The organism is Novosphingobium sp. TH158 (genome assembly GCF_002855555.1).
Taxonomy (GTDB): domain Bacteria; phylum Pseudomonadota; class Alphaproteobacteria; order Sphingomonadales; family Sphingomonadaceae; genus Novosphingobium.
Genome location: NZ_PKRT01000001.1, coordinates 183,574 through 199,270 on the forward strand (window position 1 = coordinate 183,574; position 15,697 = coordinate 199,270).

Consider the following 15,697-nt stretch of genomic DNA (forward strand, 5'->3'; position numbering starts at 1 on the left):
CGGCCTGCGTGGAGCGGGATTGAAGTGCCGCGCGCGGGCAGCTAGCAATGTTGCCCATGAAACCAACTGCCTGTCGTGCGCTTGCCAGCGCTGCCGCCCTTGTCCTTTCCGTTTGTGCCGCCCACGCCGATGAAAAGTCGGTAGGCAAGGGCATGGCCTGGACCATCATGGAAGACCTGACGGTCGAAACCGGGCAGCGCCTTGCCGGATCGCCCGAGGAGGCGGCGGCGCGCGAATGGGCCGTGACGCGATTGAAGGCGCTGGGCTTCCAGAACGTGAAGAACGAACCCTTCACGATCCGCGGCTATGTTCGCGGCCATGACAGCGCCTGGCTGACTGCTCCTTATCCGCACAAGCTGGCGATAACCGCACTGGGCTATAGCGGCACCACGCCCGAGGGCGGCGTTTCGGGCGATGTTGTCTATTTCCCGACGCTCGATGCGATCAAGGCTGCGCCAGCCGCTTCGCTCACGGGCAAGATCGCCTTCATCGACCATGCCATGAAGGCCAATCAGGACGGTTCGGGATATGGCCCTTATGGCAATGTCCGCCGGCAGGGGCCGGGCATCGCTGCCGCAAAGGGCGCGATCGGGGTGGTCATCCGCTCGATCGGCACGGACAACCACCGTAACCCGCATACCGGCGCGATCAGCTGGCCGGCGGGTGTTTCGGCCATTCCGGCGGGCGCGGTTTCCAATCCGGATGCAGACATCATCGCCCGGGTCGCCCGCAGCGGCAAGCTCATGCGGCTTTCGCTGACGCTGACAGGACGGACGCAGGAAAACATGCCGTCGGGCAACGTGATTGCCGACCTGCCGGGTCGCGATCCCTCGCTGCCGATGATCATCGTCGCCTGCCATCTCGATAGCTGGGACCTGGGCATGGGCGTGATCGATGACGGCGCGGGCTGCGCCATCGTCACCGCCGCAGCGCTGAAGGTGCAGGAAGGCGGCAAGCCCCTGCGCACGATCCGCGTGCTCTGGGCGGGAGCAGAGGAACTCGGCGGACTGGGCGGCCAGGCCTATGCCAAGGCTCACGCAAAGGAGCCGCACGCCCTTGCCATGGAGAGCGATTTCGGCGCTGACAGGGTGTGGAACGTCAAGTTCACGCGCCTTGCCCCGCAAGTTGCGGAAAGCATCAAGACGGCGCTCAATCCGCTTGGCATCGTGCCGAACGCCGGTGCCGCCGATGGCGGGGCAGACGTCGATGCGATCATCAAGGCGCAGAAGCTGGCTGTGATCGATCTTGCCCAGGACGGCACGCGCTACTTCGACTTGCACCACACACCCGACGATACGCTGGACAAGGTTGACCCGGCCCAGCTGCAGCAGAACGTCGATGCCTGGACGGCCGTGCTGAAGATCGTTGCCACCGAAGGCGGCGCGCTGATCGCGCCCTAGGCTGGCGTCACACCATTGCCATCAGGCTGGCGTTGCCCCCAGCCGCAGTGGTGTTGATCGAGGCGGAAACCTCTTCCACCAGCCAGTCCGGGCGATAGTGTCCGTCGCTCCCGGCAACCTGGGCGATCGGGATCGGTCCCGCCATGGCGGCGAGTTGCCGGGCGATCTCGCCAAGCCCTTCGGCGCGCGGTTCGACCAGCACGGCTGCGAAACGGGACATGGCCGGTATCTTGTCGAGCCATGCGATCCTGCTCGCTACTTCGGCGGGCAGGCCGTCATAGCTGCCGGGCCGCCCACCTTTCCAGACCACACTGGCGCGGTTTCCGGCAGCCAGCGCCGTGCCGATCTGCACTGCCATGCCCTGCTCGCTGGATGGCACCAGCAGCACCTCGCCACGCGGGTGCAGGGCATAGAGGTTCCGCTCGCCCACCGGTCCCGGCAGTTGACAGGCAAGGCCGTTCATCTGGCTTTGCGCAGCCCGGCGCACCATGGCGGCGGTGCTGGCTTCGCCCTGTGACTCGAGCCATGCGGCGAAGGATCGGCACGCGGCATCCTCCATGCGTGCACCGCCGATTTCCACCTGCGGCATGGCTTGCACCAGCCGCCCGAGGTACAGCGGACCGCCCGCCTTGGGGCCGGTGCCCGAAAGCCCGCGCCCGCCAAAAGGCTGCACCCCCACGACCGCGCCGATAACGTTGCGATTGACATAGACGTTGCCCGCTGCGGCCATGGACGTGACGTGCTCAACCGTATCGTCCAGCCGGGTGTGCAGCCCGAAGGTCAGTCCGTAGCCGGTGGCATTCACGGCTTCGACCAGCGCGCCCATTTCTTCCCGGCGATAGCGCAGGACGTGGAGCACCGGGCCGAAAACCTCGCGCCCGATCTGGGCAATATCCTCGATCTCAATGATCGTCGGGGCCACGAAGGTGCCGTGCTTCGCAGCCTCGGCGAGAGGCGCGCGGTGGATCGCGCAACCGACCTGCCGCATCCGATCGACGTGGGACTCGATGGCATCGCGCGCCTCGGCGGTGATGACCGGCCCGACATCGACGGAAAGGCGATCCGGGTTGCCGATGCCCAGTTCGGCAAGCGCGCCCTTCAGCATGGCCAGCTGGCGGTCGGCAATGTCCTCCTGAAGGCACAGGATGCGCAGTGCCGAGCAGCGCTGCCCGGCGCTGTCGAAAGCCGAGGCGATGACATCGGCCGTGACCTGTTCGGCAAGTGCCGAGCTGTCGACGATCATCGCGTTCTGCCCGCCGGTTTCCGCGACCAGCGGCACCAGCCGGTCAATGCTGCGGCTGGCCAGTTGCGCCTGGATCAGGCGCGCAACTTCGGTAGAGCCGGTGAACAGCACTCCGGCAATATCGGGGCTGGATACCAGCGCGGCGCCGATCGTCCCGTCGCCCGGCAGGAGCTGCAGCACGTCGGCGGGAATGCCGGCGGAATGGAGGATGCGTACGGCCTCTGCTGCGATCAGCGGCGTTTCCTCGGCCGGTTTGGCGAGGACGGTGTTGCCGGCAGCCAGCGCCGCAGCAATCTGGCCGGTGAAGATGGCAAGCGGGAAATTCCACGGGCTGATGCAGGCCACCGGACCGAGAGGCTGGTGCGAAGCGTCGAGCGACTGCCGAGCCTGATCGGCGTAGTAGCGCAGGAAGTCCACCGCCTCGCGCACTTCGGCAACGGCATTGGTGATCGACTTTCCTGCCTCGCGCACGATCAGGCCCAGCAGGCGCGGCATCTGCTGTTCCAGCCTGTCTGCGGCAACCTCAAGCAAGCCTGCGCGCTCTACGGCTGGCCTTGCGTACCAAGCGGGCAGGGCGTCCTGCGCAGCGCGGGTGGCATGGCGCACGTCGCTGTCCAGCGCGAAGGCCACATGGCCCACCACATCGCGCCGGTCAGCGGGATTGCGGACTGGCATCATCTCGCGGTGATCGGTGAGCCCGGCAAGGCTTGGCGCGGCAGACCAGTCCTGCGCCACGCTTTCGCGCAGGTGCTGCGACAGGTCTTCGAGTACCGCCTCGTTCGCCAGGTCGATCCCTTGCGAATTGCGCCGCGTGCCGAAAAGGTCGCGGGGGAGGGCGATCGCTTCATGTGCTGCGCCGACCGGCACGATGGCGCGCGCGGCCGTGACAGGGTCCTGCGCCAGTTCGCCAACCGAAACCTGCTCATCCCAGATGCGATGGACGAAGGAAGAGTTCGCGCCGTTTTCCAGCAGGCGCCGCACCAGGTAGGCCAGCAGCGTTTCGTGCGTACCGACCGGGGCATAGATGCGGCAGGGACGGTCAAGCTTTTCGAAGCCCACAACCTCCTCGTAAAGCGCCTCGCCCATGCCGTGCAGGCATTGGAACTCGTAATCGCCGACCGTGAAATCAGGCCCTGCCATGTGGTAGATCGTCGCCAGCGTCTGGGCGTTGTGGGTGGCGAACTGGGGAAACACCGCCTCGCGGGCTGCGAGCAGCTTTCGTGCGCAGGCGATGTAGGAAACATCGGTATGCACCTTGCGGGTGAAGACGGGAAAACCGTTCTGCCCCTCAACCTGCGCGCGCTTGATCTCGCTGTCCCAATAGGCACCCTTGACCAGCCGTACCATCAGCCTGCGGCCCGACCGGCGCGCGAGGTCCACCAGCCAGTCGATGACCATGGGGCAGCGCTTGCCATAGGCCTGGACCACGAATCCCAGGCCATTCCAGCCGGCAAGGTCATCGGCAAGGGCAAGGCTTTCCAGGATGTCGAGCGACAGCTCCAGCCGCTCCGATTCCTCGGCATCGATGTTGAGCCCGATGCCATAGCCGCGCGCCAGCATGGCGAGCGAATGGACGCGAGGCAGCAGCTCACCCATCACCCGCGCGGCCTGTGCGCGGGAATAGCGCGGGTGCAACGCCGACAGCTTTATCGAAATTCCCGGCCCCGCATAAAGGCCGCGCCCGTCCGCCGCCTTGCCGATGGCGTGGATCGCGTTTTCATAGTCGGCGTAATAGCGGTCGGCATCGGCCTGCGTGGTCGCCGCCTCGCCCAGCATGTCATAGCTGTAGGCAAAGCCGCGCGCTTCCAGACGGCGGGCGCGGTGCAGGGCTTCACCGATGGTCTCGCCGGTGACGAACTGTTCGCCCATCATCTGCATGGCCATATCGATGCCGCGGCGGATCACGGGTTCGCCGGCCCGTGCAATCAGGCGGGTGAGGGCGGCGGCAAGGCCATCCTCGGCATGGCTGGCGGCGAGCTTGCCGGTAACCATCAGCCCCCATGTCGTGGCATTGACGAACAGCGAATTGCCCTCGCCAAGATGGGCGCGCCAATCGCCTCGGGCAATCTTGTCACGGATCAGCGCGTCGCGCGTCTCGCGGTCGGGAATTCGCAGCAGTGCCTCGGCCAGGCACATCAGCGCGACACCCTCGTGGCTGGACAGCGAATATTCCTTCACCAGCGCCTCGACGCCACCCCGCTGGCCCTTGCTTCGCAGCGCGGTGACAAGCTGCCGCGTAGTCGCGGCGATTTCCTGCGCGAGGGCAGGGTCGATCTCGGCCTGCGGCAAGAGGCGCGCCACTGCGTCCTCTTCGGGCAGGCGTGTCGCGGCGCTGATCTGCCGGCGCAGGGTCGATTGCGGACGCACCGGTGGAGCGAACTGCGCGAAAGGAATGGTCGGGTCGGACATGGCTTGGCTTCCTGCTTGGCCGGGAAGCGCAGCATAACTCGACACGGCAGGTCGTTCAGACTATTTTTCAGATCAAGGCAGACAAAAATGCCTGTTTAAGATCGGAAAGGCAGGAAAGATCATGCATTCTTCGAACGGAATTGGTCAAATGGACCAGATCGACCGCAGGATCGTGGAAGTTCTGCAAGCGGACGGTCGCATTACCATCACGGAACTGGCCAGCCGCGTCGGCCTGTCGAAAACGCCCTGCCAGATCAGGCTCAGGCGGCTGATTGCCGATGGCATCATCCGCGGCTTCCGCGCGGTGATCGATCCGGTGCGGCTTGGCCTTGGTCACATCGCCTTTGCCGAAGTGAAGCTGTCCGACACGCGCGAGCCGGCACTGGCGGAATTCCGCAAGGCCGTGCTGCAAGTGCGCGAGATCGAGGAATGCCACATGATCGCCAGCAGCTTCGACTATCTGCTGAAAGTCCGCACTGCCGACATCCACAGCTATCGCCGGGTGCTGGGCGAGAAGATTTCCAGCCTGCCGCACGTGGCGAGCACATCGACCTTCGTGGTGATGGAATCGATCGTCGATGCCGGCGCCTGATGGCGGAAAAATGGTCGTGGATAGCAGCCCGATAGCGAACTGTCTCCAGTAAAAAGTTCAATAATAACAATGGTGTAATAAAATTAACCGTCTGGATTGTAGCCAAGAGATAGGCATGCCCGTGTTAGTGCAGGCAGTGAGAAGGTTCTGGTGCCCTGACTGGCCGGCCCTAACGCAGTAGTTCTGCTACCAACGATGGCTTCTTCTCAATCATGGCTAGCAGCACCTGGGCCGGACCAGTCGGGCGACGTCGGCCATGCTCCCAATTCAGCAATGTGCCCTTGGCTACACCAATGCTCCGGGCGAATGCGCCTTGCGACAGCCCTGTTCTCGCTCTGATGGCGGCGACATCGACGGCAGGCACCTCGACGTGATGGACATTCGAGCCGACATGCTGGCCTTGGGTAAAGGCAAGAGCCTCATTAAGACCCTGCATAATGCTGTCATGTGCGTTCATTGGCTGCCTCCATGGGTATCGACTAGGATCTTGCTTAGCTGGATCGCTGCTGCCTGTTCGGCCTTGGTCAAATTGTCTTTCTCGTTTTTGGCGAACACTGTGACCAGAAATATGGGCATGTGCGTGCCGCCAAAAACGTAGATGGTCCGGTATCCGCCGCTCTTGCCACCGCCTTCGCGGGGGATCCTTACCTTGCGCAGGCCACCGCCCAAAGACACTCCCGCATTCGGGTTTGCCGCGATATAGTTCACAAGACCAAGGCGTTCGGCCTCGGTCATGATGGCCTTCGCCCGTCGAAGGAACTCGGGCAGCTCCACGACGGTCTGTAAAGTGGTCATGAGCCCTTGTTTATACGTCAATGAACCATACGTCAATGACGTATGGTTGGACGCGCTGTCACCTCATTCCAGCATTACATACCGTCCCAGGCGACGCGATCCGACAAAGATGATTCTACCGTTGTCCCGCAACACCCCTATGTCACGTTTCGCGGTTCTCAGTGTGACCTCCCAATGGTTGGCGAGGTCCTCGGCGGTGCATTTCCCATTTCGTGCGACTCGCTCCAGAAACCATTCCTGTCTCGGGTTAAGTCCGGAAAACTCGGCACAATTTATGGTGACATCGATGTCACCATAAATGTCACCAATAATGTCACCATAATCAGTGCCGGTTTCGACCTCTGTGCCCGGTCGATCATCGGTTCTAAGATCAATCCTAGCGGCCACTTGCGGCGTTGGCGGCTGGGCGCTCGCATCGGTAATAAGCTCCAAAACCAGTGCCTGGACGGCCGCCGATTTTGCGAAAAGTCTCATCAAGAAATAACCGCTTGGCCCGGATTCGCCGCTCAGCCAATTCTTGACGCTGCGCTCACTTGCGTTGGTCCAGCGCATGATCGTTTTGACTGATCGATGCGTGTCGCCATGCTCCTCTTTCAAAGCGTCCGCGATCAACTCGGCATAGTCCTTTGGCGACTTCGCCAGCCCCACCCACAGGTGCAACATCTTGCCCTTTTTCGGCAACATCCTCCGTCCTTTCCCCCGTTACATTCGCGTGTGTGCGGAACGGTAGGCAGAGGCGCTGATCGGACTGCAGCTGGTGGACGCCCTGGACTGCTGCGGCGGCTGAATTTGAAAGGGCGTGAGTTGAGCGACTGGCACTACGAGGACGGGGGGAAGCGCCCTGAACAAACAGGGCGCAATGTAAGGGCGGCTGAATATGTCCGTATGTCCACGGACCACCAGAAATACTCGACCGAGAACCAGGCAGATGCGATCCGCCACTACGCCACTGCGCGGGGTATCGACATTGTTCGTACCTATGCGGATGCGGGTAAGAGCGGCCTGAAGATCGAAGGGCGCGACGCCCTTAAGCAACTCATCGATGATGTTCAGTCTGGCTTAGCCGACTACACCATGATTCTCGTTTACGACATTAGTCGCTGGGGGCGTTTCCAGGACGCGGATGAAAGCGCCTACTACGAGTACATCTGCAAGCGCGCTGGGATCGCAGTCCAGTACTGCGCGGAGCAATTCGAGAACGATGGCAGTCCAGTTTCGACTATCGTCAAAGGCGTCAAACGCGCCATGGCAGGGGAATATAGCCGAGAGCTCTCAACCAAGGTGTTCGCTGGGCAGGGCAGGCTGATCGAGAAAGGCTACCGCCAGGGTGGCCCTGCGGGCTTTGGACTTCGCCGAACCCTGATCGACGAGAGTGGAGCAATCAAAGGCGTTTTGGGGCGCGGCGAGCACAAGAGCATCCAAACCGACCGGGTTATTTTGACGCCGGGCCCAGAAGAGGAAACAGATACTGTTCGTCAGATCTATCACGCCTTCGTGCATGGAGGCCGCAGTGAGCGCGAGATCGCGGAAGACCTCAACGCCAGGGGAATCCTGACCGACCTCGACCGCCCATGGACCCGCGGTACCGTTCACCAGCTACTGATCAATGAGAAATATGTCGGCGACAACGTTTGGAACCGCCGCTCGTTCAAACTGAAGAAGAAGCGCGTACAGAATGCGCCCGAGATGTGGATTCGGTCTCAGGGTGCGTTCGAGGGCATCGTAGAGCGGGATCTGTTTGAAGCTGCCCATTCGATCATTGCGGCGCGTTCGTTCCGACTGTCAGATGATGAAATGCTGGAAGCCTTGCGCGGGCTCTATGCCAGCAAAGGCCTGCTCTCGGGGATCGTCATCGACGAGTGCGATGGTTTGCCCTCCAGCAGTGCTTATAGCTCCCGTTTCGGCAGCCTGCTGAGAGCCTATAGCCTGGTGGGGTTCACGCCAGACCGGGACTACCGGTACGTCGCGATCAATCGAACCCTGCGCCAGATGCATCCCGATGTTTTGAGGCAGGTCCTGGACGGGCTGCGTGGGCAGGGCAGCGATGCCTGGCAGGATCTCACTTCCGACAGCGTCATCGTCAATGGCGAGTTCAGCCTGTCGATCGTCATAGTCCGATGCCTGGTCACGCCAACGGGCCTGCTGCGCTGGAAGATGCGCTTCGACACATCAGCCATGTCAGACATCACGATCGTGGTGCGCATGGACATAGACAATAGGGCGCCGCTCGATTTCTACCTGTTCCCGCGGATCGACGTAACCTCCGAGCGGCTAAGGATGGCCGAAGACAATGGCCTGAGCCTCGACGCCTATCGTTTCGACACCCTGGACTACCTCTATGAAATTGCCGCTCCAGTCAGCATTGCGGAGGCTGCCTGATGACCGAAGTGGGCTCGCAACAGATCGAGATGATCCCGATTTCAAGGATCAACGTGCTCAACCCCCGTTCCCGCAACAAGCGGCAGCACCGCGAAATCGTGAACAATATCGAGGCAATCGGTTTGAAACGGCCGATCACAGTCAGCTTGCGGCAGGGGCCGGGCGGGCCAAGATACGACTTGGTCTGCGGGCAAGGGCGCCTTGAGGCGTTTCAGATGCTCGGACAGGAGGAAATCCCAGCCGTCGTGATCGAGGCGGCAGAGGACGAGTGTCTCGTCATGAGCCTAGTCGAGAATATTGCACGACGGGTGCAACGACCGATCGATGTGATGCGCGAAATCGGCGAACTCAGGAAACGCGGCTACAGCGAGGCTGATATCGCCCGGAAGATCGGTGTCCATAACTCTTGGGTCAGCATGGTCGTATCGCTGCTCGAGCGCGGCGAGGATCGACTTTTGTCGGCAGTCGAAACTGGTCTGATACCGATAACAATGGCCATGGAGGTAGCAAAGGCTGAAACAGAAGAGGCTCAGAACCTTCTGCTCGAAGCCTATGAAACGGGGAAACTGAAAGGCAAAAAGCTCGCATCTGTACGACGCTTGCTTGATCGGCGTCTGCGGAGCAGGAATAAAGGAATTCATTCAGGCCGGTCGGCTTCGCGTGGTGGCAACCGCCGCATAACGGCAAACGACCTGCTGCAGGTCTATCAACGCGAAGCCGAGAAACAGCGCCTGCTCGTGAAGAAATCTGACTTCACCCAGACCCGCCTTCTTTTCGTTGTCGAGGCTATCAAAGATCTCCTGAGCGACGAGGGGTTTACCACCTTATTAAGGGCTGAGGGTCTGGAAACCATGCCCCGGGCGCTAGCTATCAAGATCGCGGGAGGCTTGGATGGCTGACTGGCTCCCTCAGCACGTTATCGAAGCTTCTGACGATCCAGACGTTCATCTGGCTTTTGAGCGCCAGACCGTTTCGGTCCCGATTTCTGTAATTGTGCCATTGAAATCGCTCCGCGAAGGTATTCGCGAGAGCAAGAAATATGCCCAAATCGTAAATTCGATCAAAGCGATCGGGTTGGTTGAAGCGCCAGTCATCATCGCTGACACGCAGCATTCTGGGCGGTATTTCCTGCTCGATGGGCACTTGCGCCTCGAGGCACTCAAAGAGCTCGGCGCCGAAATGGTCGATTGTCTCGTGGCGACCGACGATGAGACTTACACCTACAACAAGCGTGTAAATCGCCTGCCGCCTCTTCAGGAACATCGCATGATCGCGCGAGCAGTAGAGCGAGGGGTGGCGCCGACCGTGATAGCCGAGGCTTTAGGGCTTGATGTCGCGTCGATACACCGCAAATTTCGCTTACTGGATGGAATCTGCCCCGAGGCCGCGGAGATACTGAAAGACACCATCTGTCCTATGAACGCTTTCGACATTTTGCGCCGCATGTCACCCACGCGGCAAATCGAAGCGGCAGATCTGATGGTCGGTCAGAACAATTTCAGCCTGATGTTCGCAAAAGCTCTTCTGGCCGCAACGCCGGACGATCAGCTCGCGAAGCAACCGAAGAAAGATAAGAAGGCCAATGCGAATGGCCCGACGGCCCAGCAGATCGCCCGAATGGAGCGGGAGCTCGCAGCCCTGCAGACGCAGGTGAAATCGGTCGAGGACAGCTACGGCATCGACAACCTGCACCTTACCGTAGCGCGCGGATACATAGTCAAGCTCCTAAGTAATGCCCTCATCGTTCGGTGGCTTTCTCAGCATCACCAGGAATATCTCAGCGAGTTCCAGCGGATCGCGGAAATGGAGTCGATCGCGCCGGCCTCAGCCACGCTGGCAATTCAAGATTGAGTGTGATGGGGACCCGGACCCGATAAGCGCGGGGACCATGGGAGAAGCCGCACTGTGGGGCGGATCGAGCATGGGTGTGGGGATGGCGGCGAACCCGCTCGGAGCCCACTAGGCCGGCCGTCATAAGGACCGGCCGCATGCGCGGTGTTGCCGCGCATGATGTATGAATGGGCGTGCCGGTTATGTGGCGAGCCGGCACGCCCCAAGAGATCGCGCTGATATGATCAAGAATGCTCCGCTGACTTTTTCAGCATTCGAGCAACGCCCTTGGCCAATATTTCACCGACCTCAGCCAGCCTCTCCTTGGCGGTCATTTCGTTGGGGTCTGGGCTGCCGGGGGTCCAATGAAGCGTCTTTGGGCGGGGCGCTGGATACAGATCACCCACAAGAGAGGGCTTCTTTGCAAGCAATGCGAGCAAAACCTTGGCGGCTCCTGTCGGCTGTCGGCGGCCTTGTTCCCAGTTTATCAAGGTGCCCAGAGGCACCCCGATGCTTGCCGCGAAAGCGCTTTGTGACATTCCGGCCTTGGCCCTAATCGCGGATACGTTGACAACTGGCACGTGGGCACGAGGCGGGCGGGTTATCAGATCGTCAGGTGATGCGACGCTTACAGAGACCTTCAGGGCTTTCCATGGTTTGCGCTTTTGCTTCATTCCCGATTGCTATTTTGCGTCCCAAACTACGTCAATGGCGTAGTAACATTGCCTGTGCCCGCCACTGTAATTGCAGCACTTTTCCCCGCTAGCTGACGGGAGGCAATAGCAGTCTGAAGTCTGGGGTCAGCCGTCGCGTTTTGGAAACTGTGATTGCCCGTTCCGGGTTCTAGAAACAGCAGAATTCTGTGACCTAGCCCATCTCCGGTCCAGAGGTTGTGGAAAAAATATTGGCTGTTTTGGGGGTGAAATTGGAAAATCTCCAAATTTCTCCGTTCTGAAAAACCCCAGAATTCTGCCGTTTTTCGGCCCCCTTGGGGCAGTTTTGAATTCGCGCGTATTGAATGGTCGGGGAGACAGGATTCGAACCTGCGACCCTCTGCTCCCAAAGCAGATGCGCTACCAGGCTGCGCTACTCCCCGACCGGGGTTTTCCTGCGGTGGTGGGCCCGGCAGGACTCGAACCCGCGACCTAGCCGTTATGAGCGGCCAGCTCTAACCAACTGAGCTACAGGCCCGCCCGCAGGAGGCGCGGGTTAGCTTGGCGGGGGCGATTAGGCAAGCGCGACGGAATCCATCACGCCGGCAAGGCCGGTGGGAAGGATATTGCGCTTGGCAAGATAGTCGAACACCGTCCGCCACCAGTCGTAGAACGCATCCAGATCTTCCTCGCTGCGGACATAGGGCGTGTAGCCGGGCGCCAGCGAAGGGCTGTGGAACGAGAAGACCAGCACGGGCACACCTTCATCGATGGCGATATCGATGCCCTTCAGAACCTCGTCCAGCGCGACGCCTTCGGGGGTGAGCGGAATGCGCTCAAGCATGCCGACGCGGGCGAGGGCGCCGCGCAGGCGCGGGGCGCGCCACATGCGGGGATATAGCCAGGGACCCTGCCTTCGCAGCAGGCCCCAGAACAGCGTGGTCAGCGGCAGCTCCATCAGCGTGCGCTCTTCGTCGATCCACCAGGGATCGAGCGGCAGGTCACGGAAATTTGCGCCGCCGGTGGCGCTGTAGTCGAAGCGGCTGCGGGCCGAGGTATCGATCGGTACGCCGAACTCCTTGAGCACCTTGTGCGTGTTCGGACCCACGCCGTAACGGCCCGCGCGATAGCCAAGCGGCGCGGCCTCGAAGTTGCGGGTGATCGCCTCATGCAGGCGGGCAAATTTCTCGCGCTCCAGCGCAGCAGGAAGATTGCCGGAGAAGGAATTGAATTCGCCCAGTTCTTCTTCGAAAGGCGGGCTGACCCAGGGATGCAGCTGCACGCCAACTTCGGCCCGGCCCATGGCCAGTGGCTCCTTCAGGATTTCGGCGGCGCGGGGGCAGGTGGCGATGGGATAGTCAACGAGGTAGATCGGGACGATGCCGTAGCCTTCGCAGAACTGCTGGAACTTGGCGAGCCGGGGGACGTGGTTGAGGCCGTGGCTGGTCCGGTCGAGCGGGCGGCGCCAGTCGAACTCTTCCTCGGTATCGATTGTCACGACGAAGCGCTGGCCAAAGCCGGGCGCGAATTGCACCCTGCTGGCCAGTGTCGGCTGGTCGGTTATCTGCCGTTCGGCCAAACGCTTGCGCCTTTCCCCGTTACTCTGCGCGCCCCGTTGGACCTTCCTTAAACGGCAATTCCTTTACTTTCGGTGTTATCCGGCTCGCCGATGCCATCGAGGGCCAGCGGCAGTTCCAGCCGCAGCAGGTTGCCCAGCCGCTCAAGCCGCCCGCCCGCCGCGCGGGCTTCGCTGGCGGCAAGGCGCAGCGCGAAGCCGGAACCGAACATTCCTGCGCTGATCGGCGTGGAGCCCTGCGAGGCGGCGGCGTGGAACACGTCCGTCTGGTCGGCCAGCGACTTGGGCAGGGCAATGGTCAGGATTGCCGACTGGCCATGCTTCTGCAGGCCGAGCGCCAGCCGCTCGCCGGGCGCGGCCGCTGCCGCCAGCGTCGCCATCATCCGCCAGGTCAGGCGCTCAGCCTCCTCGCGCGCCAGGTCGACCGGCAGGGCAGGCGCTTCCTCACCCAGGGCAAAGCCGCAGTCGCGGGTCGCCGTGTGCGGCTCAAGATGCTGGGCGATAACGAGGGCCACTTCGCCAAGGTCGCACTCGCCCGGCTCCAGCTGCATGGCGCCCGTGGTCAGCTTGGCCAGCCTTTCGAGATCGTCAAACCCGGCGAGCATCCGCGCTGCATCGCCGGCGATGGCGGCGGCGTGGGCGCGGTACTCGTGCGGGGTGGGGCCGAACAACTGCTGCTGGATAACCTCGGCAAAGCCCTGGATCGCATTCACCGGGGTGCGCAGTTCGTGAAGCAACTGGCGCAGCCGGTCCGCCTCGCCATGCTGCGGGACGGCCGGAACGAGATCGGGCGGGCAGGCCCGGCGCAGCCGGCCTTCGTAGCCGGTGAAGCGGCCATAGGCGTCGAAGCGCGGATAGGCATCCATCTGCCATTCGCCGCTGATGGCGGGAGCGCCGCTGACCGTGACCGCCTCGCCCCGGATCGGCACGCGGCGACGGAAGGCATCGGCAACGCCCGGCGCGCAGGCGGCGGCGCTGGTACCATCGCGGGAAATCAGGTGGATACCGGTCAACCCCGGTGCCGCAGCAGGCTCGGCCCAGGTGACGAACCCGCGTTCATCGCAGGCGAAGGCCGTGGACAGGAGCGGTGCTTCCGAGCGGACCGGGGCGGGCGCGCCATGTTCCACCAGTTCGGCGCGGCGCTTGCGGTAGGCTTCGATGCGCTGGACGATCGCGCCGATGCCTTCGCGCGGTTCGGGCAGTCGTTCGCCATGGGTGTCGTTTGCAGGATGCCGCGCGGCGCTGCCGGCGGGCGGCAGGCTCTGCCGGGCAATCCCCAGCCGTTCGAGCATGGTATCCACCCGCTCGCCCAGATCGGCGCGCCGGCGCAGCAGCAGGCGAGCCTGCGGGGGCAGGGCGGGGACAAGGTCCAGCCATTCGTCTTCGCCAAGCTGGGCAGCGGCCAGGGCAGCCTCGGCCACGCGCAGATCGGTGCGGGCCAGTTCCGCCACCAGACGGGCCGACCGCAGCCTGAGGCCCGATTCGGACAGCACGGCGGCACGGTCCTCGGACGGAATGACCTTCGAAAGTTCTGCCAGCCGCACCCATGCCGCGTCCACTTCCGCACCCCGCGCGGATACGGGCAGGGTGCCAAGCAAATCAATCAATTGCCGGAACTGCGTGCGCGCAATCGCATCGCTGCCCGCGCGGACGCGCAAGACGGTGGCGAGGCGGTCATCGAACTGCATGGATCTGCGCTGCACTTCCCTTAACGGGACGAAGGGGGGAGGCCTCCATACCGTCAATCCCTGGCTAGCAGGATCGTTCCACGGAAAAAGCGCTGTGGACAACTGCGTCGCAAAGCGGGACGGTTGCTTAACGAAACAATAATATTGCCATCTCTTGCGTCGGGCGGCAGGTTAATTGCCGAATCGGCGGCTTCTGTTTCAAGACTCGGCAATTCCAGAGGGCAGGCTATGGCAAATCTCGACCAGATCGACCGGCGGCTGCTTGCCGAATTGCAGGAGGATGGCCGCATTACCAATGTGGAGCTGGCCAACCGCGTCGGGCTGACCGCGCCGCCCTGCCTGCGCCGCGTGCGCGGGCTTGAGGATTCGGGCGTCATCCGCGGCTACCATGCCGATCTCGATGCTTCCAAGCTGGGCTTTGCCATCACGGTCTTCGCCATGGTCAGCCTCAAGAGCCAGGCGGAGGATTCGCTGCGCCAGTTCGAAGACGCCATGCGTGCCCTGCCTGAAGTGCGCGAATGCCACATGCTCAACGGCGAGATCGACTTCATCCTGAAGATTGTCAGCAAGGACCTGCAGAGCTTTCAGGAACTGCTCACCAGCAAGCTGACGCCTGCGCCCAACGTGGCCAGCGTGAAGACATCGCTGACCATCCGCACTGCCAAGCAGGTGCCGGGCGTTCCGCTCGACTGAGCGGCTCAGACCGAAAGCCTGCGCCGGTCGATCGGCTTCGAGCGGGGCGAGCCGTTAAGCAGGTCGTCGAAGGTTGCGGGATGCAGCGGCTCGACGAATTCGCAGCCGGCGAGGTGTCCGTTCGACCAGCTGATCCGTGCGCTGAGCGGGGCAAGGCCCGGAAGCGTCAGCCAGAAGGTTTCTCCCGGCGTCAGCTTGTGGAACAGGCTGAGCCTTGCGCCGTGGCAGGAAAGATCGAGCAGCCGCACCCGCGTGCGCCGGCCCTTCTGGCCGAATTGCACCTCTGCCTGCACGTACTGACGCGGGCTGCGCCGACGGCCTACGCGGTCGTCGGTATCCTGAAACAGGGCTGCAGGCCGTTCATAGGTCATGGGCAGAGTATGGCTCCAACCCTACCCAAGGACGATGAACGATCCTGGTTTATCGCAGGTTAGGAATA

14 protein-coding genes and 2 tRNA genes are annotated in these 15,697 nt (G+C 62.4%); 6 read left to right on the plus strand and 10 right to left on the minus strand.

The genetic code is table 11. The features are described from left to right. The first annotated feature begins 56 nt into the window (after nt 1-56). Nucleotides 57-1,400: a M28 family peptidase gene (locus C0V78_RS01025; protein ID WP_101796034.1), complete on the plus strand. Its 1,344-nt coding sequence runs from the start codon at nt 57-59 to the stop codon at nt 1,398-1,400. Nucleotides 1,401-1,407: 7 nt separating this feature from the next. Here the strand turns inward: C0V78_RS01025 and putA are convergent, their stop codons facing one another. Further along, nucleotides 1,408-5,052, minus strand: coding sequence for a trifunctional transcriptional regulator/proline dehydrogenase/L-glutamate gamma-semialdehyde dehydrogenase (putA, locus tag C0V78_RS01030; RefSeq protein WP_101796035.1), 3,645 nt, complete (start codon nt 5,050-5,052; stop codon nt 1,408-1,410). A 148-nt stretch (nt 5,053-5,200) separates the two neighbouring features. On the opposite strand from putA, the gene C0V78_RS01035 reads away from it, so the two are divergent. Further along, nucleotides 5,201-5,644 (plus strand): Lrp/AsnC family transcriptional regulator, encoded by a 444-nt coding sequence (locus tag C0V78_RS01035; RefSeq protein ID WP_254049773.1) that lies wholly within the window; start codon nt 5,201-5,203, stop codon nt 5,642-5,644. Nucleotides 5,645-5,813: 169 nt separating this feature from the next. Here the strand turns inward: C0V78_RS01035 and C0V78_RS01040 are convergent, their stop codons facing one another. The 3 genes from C0V78_RS01040 to C0V78_RS01050 all read right to left on the minus strand — a co-directional run bounded on the left by C0V78_RS01040 (nt 5,814) and on the right by C0V78_RS01050 (nt 7,123). After that, nucleotides 5,814-6,101, minus strand: coding sequence for a DNA-binding transcriptional regulator (locus C0V78_RS01040; RefSeq protein ID WP_083234626.1), 288 nt, complete (start codon nt 6,099-6,101; stop codon nt 5,814-5,816). After that, nucleotides 6,098-6,439, minus strand: coding sequence for a type II toxin-antitoxin system RelE/ParE family toxin (locus C0V78_RS01045; protein WP_101796037.1), 342 nt, complete (start codon nt 6,437-6,439; stop codon nt 6,098-6,100). Before C0V78_RS01045 ends, C0V78_RS01040 begins: the two co-directional genes overlap by 4 nt. A gap of 63 nt (nt 6,440-6,502) precedes the next feature. Further along, nucleotides 6,503-7,123, minus strand: a complete 621-nt coding sequence (locus C0V78_RS01050) for a DeoR family transcriptional regulator (protein WP_101796038.1) — start codon at nt 7,121-7,123, stop codon at nt 6,503-6,505. Nucleotides 7,124-7,243: 120 nt separating this feature from the next. On the opposite strand from C0V78_RS01050, the gene C0V78_RS01055 reads away from it, so the two are divergent. The 3 genes from C0V78_RS01055 to C0V78_RS01065 are packed head-to-tail and all read left to right on the plus strand — an operon-like array spanning nt 7,244 to nt 10,669. Beyond that, nucleotides 7,244-8,818 carry a recombinase family protein gene (locus tag C0V78_RS01055; protein WP_256385657.1) on the plus strand — a complete coding sequence of 525 codons (1,575 nt, stop codon included), beginning with the start codon at nt 7,244-7,246 and terminating at the stop codon, nt 8,816-8,818. Next, nucleotides 8,818-9,717: a plasmid partitioning protein RepB C-terminal domain-containing protein gene (locus C0V78_RS01060; RefSeq protein ID WP_173843312.1), complete on the plus strand. Its 900-nt coding sequence runs from the start codon at nt 8,818-8,820 to the stop codon at nt 9,715-9,717. The genes C0V78_RS01055 and C0V78_RS01060 overlap by 1 nt, the downstream gene beginning before the upstream one ends. Further along, the gene (locus C0V78_RS01065) at nt 9,710-10,669 is read left to right on the plus strand and encodes a plasmid partitioning protein RepB C-terminal domain-containing protein (protein WP_101796039.1); all 960 of its coding nucleotides are present in this window, start codon (nt 9,710-9,712) and stop codon (nt 10,667-10,669) included. Before C0V78_RS01060 ends, C0V78_RS01065 begins: the two co-directional genes overlap by 8 nt. Nucleotides 10,670-10,893: 224 nt before the next feature. On the opposite strand, the gene C0V78_RS01070 is transcribed toward C0V78_RS01065, so the two are convergent. The 5 genes from C0V78_RS01070 to C0V78_RS01090 all read right to left on the minus strand — a co-directional run bounded on the left by C0V78_RS01070 (nt 10,894) and on the right by C0V78_RS01090 (nt 14,580). Beyond that, the gene (locus tag C0V78_RS01070) at nt 10,894-11,322 is read right to left on the minus strand and encodes a DNA-binding transcriptional regulator (RefSeq protein WP_101796040.1); all 429 of its coding nucleotides are present in this window, start codon (nt 11,320-11,322) and stop codon (nt 10,894-10,896) included. A gap of 345 nt (nt 11,323-11,667) precedes the next feature. Further along, nucleotides 11,668-11,744, minus strand: a tRNA-Pro gene (locus tag C0V78_RS01075). 18 nt (nt 11,745-11,762) lie between these two features. After that, nucleotides 11,763-11,839 (minus strand) — tRNA-Ile (locus tag C0V78_RS01080). A 36-nt stretch (nt 11,840-11,875) separates the two neighbouring features. Further along, on the minus strand, nt 11,876-12,880 hold the full coding sequence (locus C0V78_RS01085; protein WP_101796041.1) for a polysaccharide deacetylase family protein: 1,005 nt from the start codon (nt 12,878-12,880) through the stop codon (nt 11,876-11,878). 47 nt (nt 12,881-12,927) lie between these two features. Continuing rightward, entirely contained in the window at nt 12,928-14,580 is a 1,653-nt protein-coding gene (locus C0V78_RS01090) for a histidine kinase dimerization/phospho-acceptor domain-containing protein (RefSeq protein ID WP_254049774.1), read from the minus strand. Nucleotides 14,581-14,793: 213 nt separating this feature from the next. Between C0V78_RS01090 and C0V78_RS01095 the strand changes: the two genes are divergently transcribed. Continuing rightward, the gene (locus C0V78_RS01095; protein WP_101796043.1) at nt 14,794-15,258 is read left to right on the plus strand and encodes an Lrp/AsnC family transcriptional regulator; all 465 of its coding nucleotides are present in this window, start codon (nt 14,794-14,796) and stop codon (nt 15,256-15,258) included. Between the two features lie 5 nt (nt 15,259-15,263). Here the strand turns inward: C0V78_RS01095 and C0V78_RS01100 are convergent, their stop codons facing one another. Then, nucleotides 15,264-15,629, minus strand: a complete 366-nt coding sequence (locus C0V78_RS01100; RefSeq protein ID WP_101796044.1) for a PilZ domain-containing protein — start codon at nt 15,627-15,629, stop codon at nt 15,264-15,266. Nucleotides 15,630-15,697 lie beyond the last annotated feature (68 nt).

What these genes read in the sequence shown, in the direction of transcription:
- C0V78_RS01035 (WP_254049773.1), top strand. Translation starts at nt 5,201, where the DNA reads ATGGACCAGATCGACCGCAGGATCGTGGAAGTTCTGCAAGCGGACGGT.
- C0V78_RS01025 (WP_101796034.1), top strand. Translation starts at nt 57, where the DNA reads ATGAAACCAACTGCCTGTCGTGCGCTTGCCAGCGCTGCCGCCCTTGTC.
- C0V78_RS01045 (WP_101796037.1), bottom strand. Translation starts at nt 6,439, where the DNA reads ATGACCACTTTACAGACCGTCGTGGAGCTGCCCGAGTTCCTTCGACGG.
- C0V78_RS01095 (WP_101796043.1), top strand. Translation starts at nt 14,794, where the DNA reads ATGGCAAATCTCGACCAGATCGACCGGCGGCTGCTTGCCGAATTGCAG.
- C0V78_RS01100 (WP_101796044.1), bottom strand. Translation starts at nt 15,629, where the DNA reads ATGACCTATGAACGGCCTGCAGCCCTGTTTCAGGATACCGACGACCGC.
- C0V78_RS01060 (WP_173843312.1), top strand. Translation starts at nt 8,818, where the DNA reads ATGACCGAAGTGGGCTCGCAACAGATCGAGATGATCCCGATTTCAAGG.
- C0V78_RS01065 (WP_101796039.1), top strand. Translation starts at nt 9,710, where the DNA reads ATGGCTGACTGGCTCCCTCAGCACGTTATCGAAGCTTCTGACGATCCA.
- C0V78_RS01050 (WP_101796038.1), bottom strand. Translation starts at nt 7,123, where the DNA reads ATGTTGCCGAAAAAGGGCAAGATGTTGCACCTGTGGGTGGGGCTGGCG.
- C0V78_RS01040 (WP_083234626.1), bottom strand. Translation starts at nt 6,101, where the DNA reads ATGAACGCACATGACAGCATTATGCAGGGTCTTAATGAGGCTCTTGCC.
- C0V78_RS01070 (WP_101796040.1), bottom strand. Translation starts at nt 11,322, where the DNA reads ATGAAGCAAAAGCGCAAACCATGGAAAGCCCTGAAGGTCTCTGTAAGC.
- putA (WP_101796035.1), bottom strand. Translation starts at nt 5,052, where the DNA reads ATGTCCGACCCGACCATTCCTTTCGCGCAGTTCGCTCCACCGGTGCGT.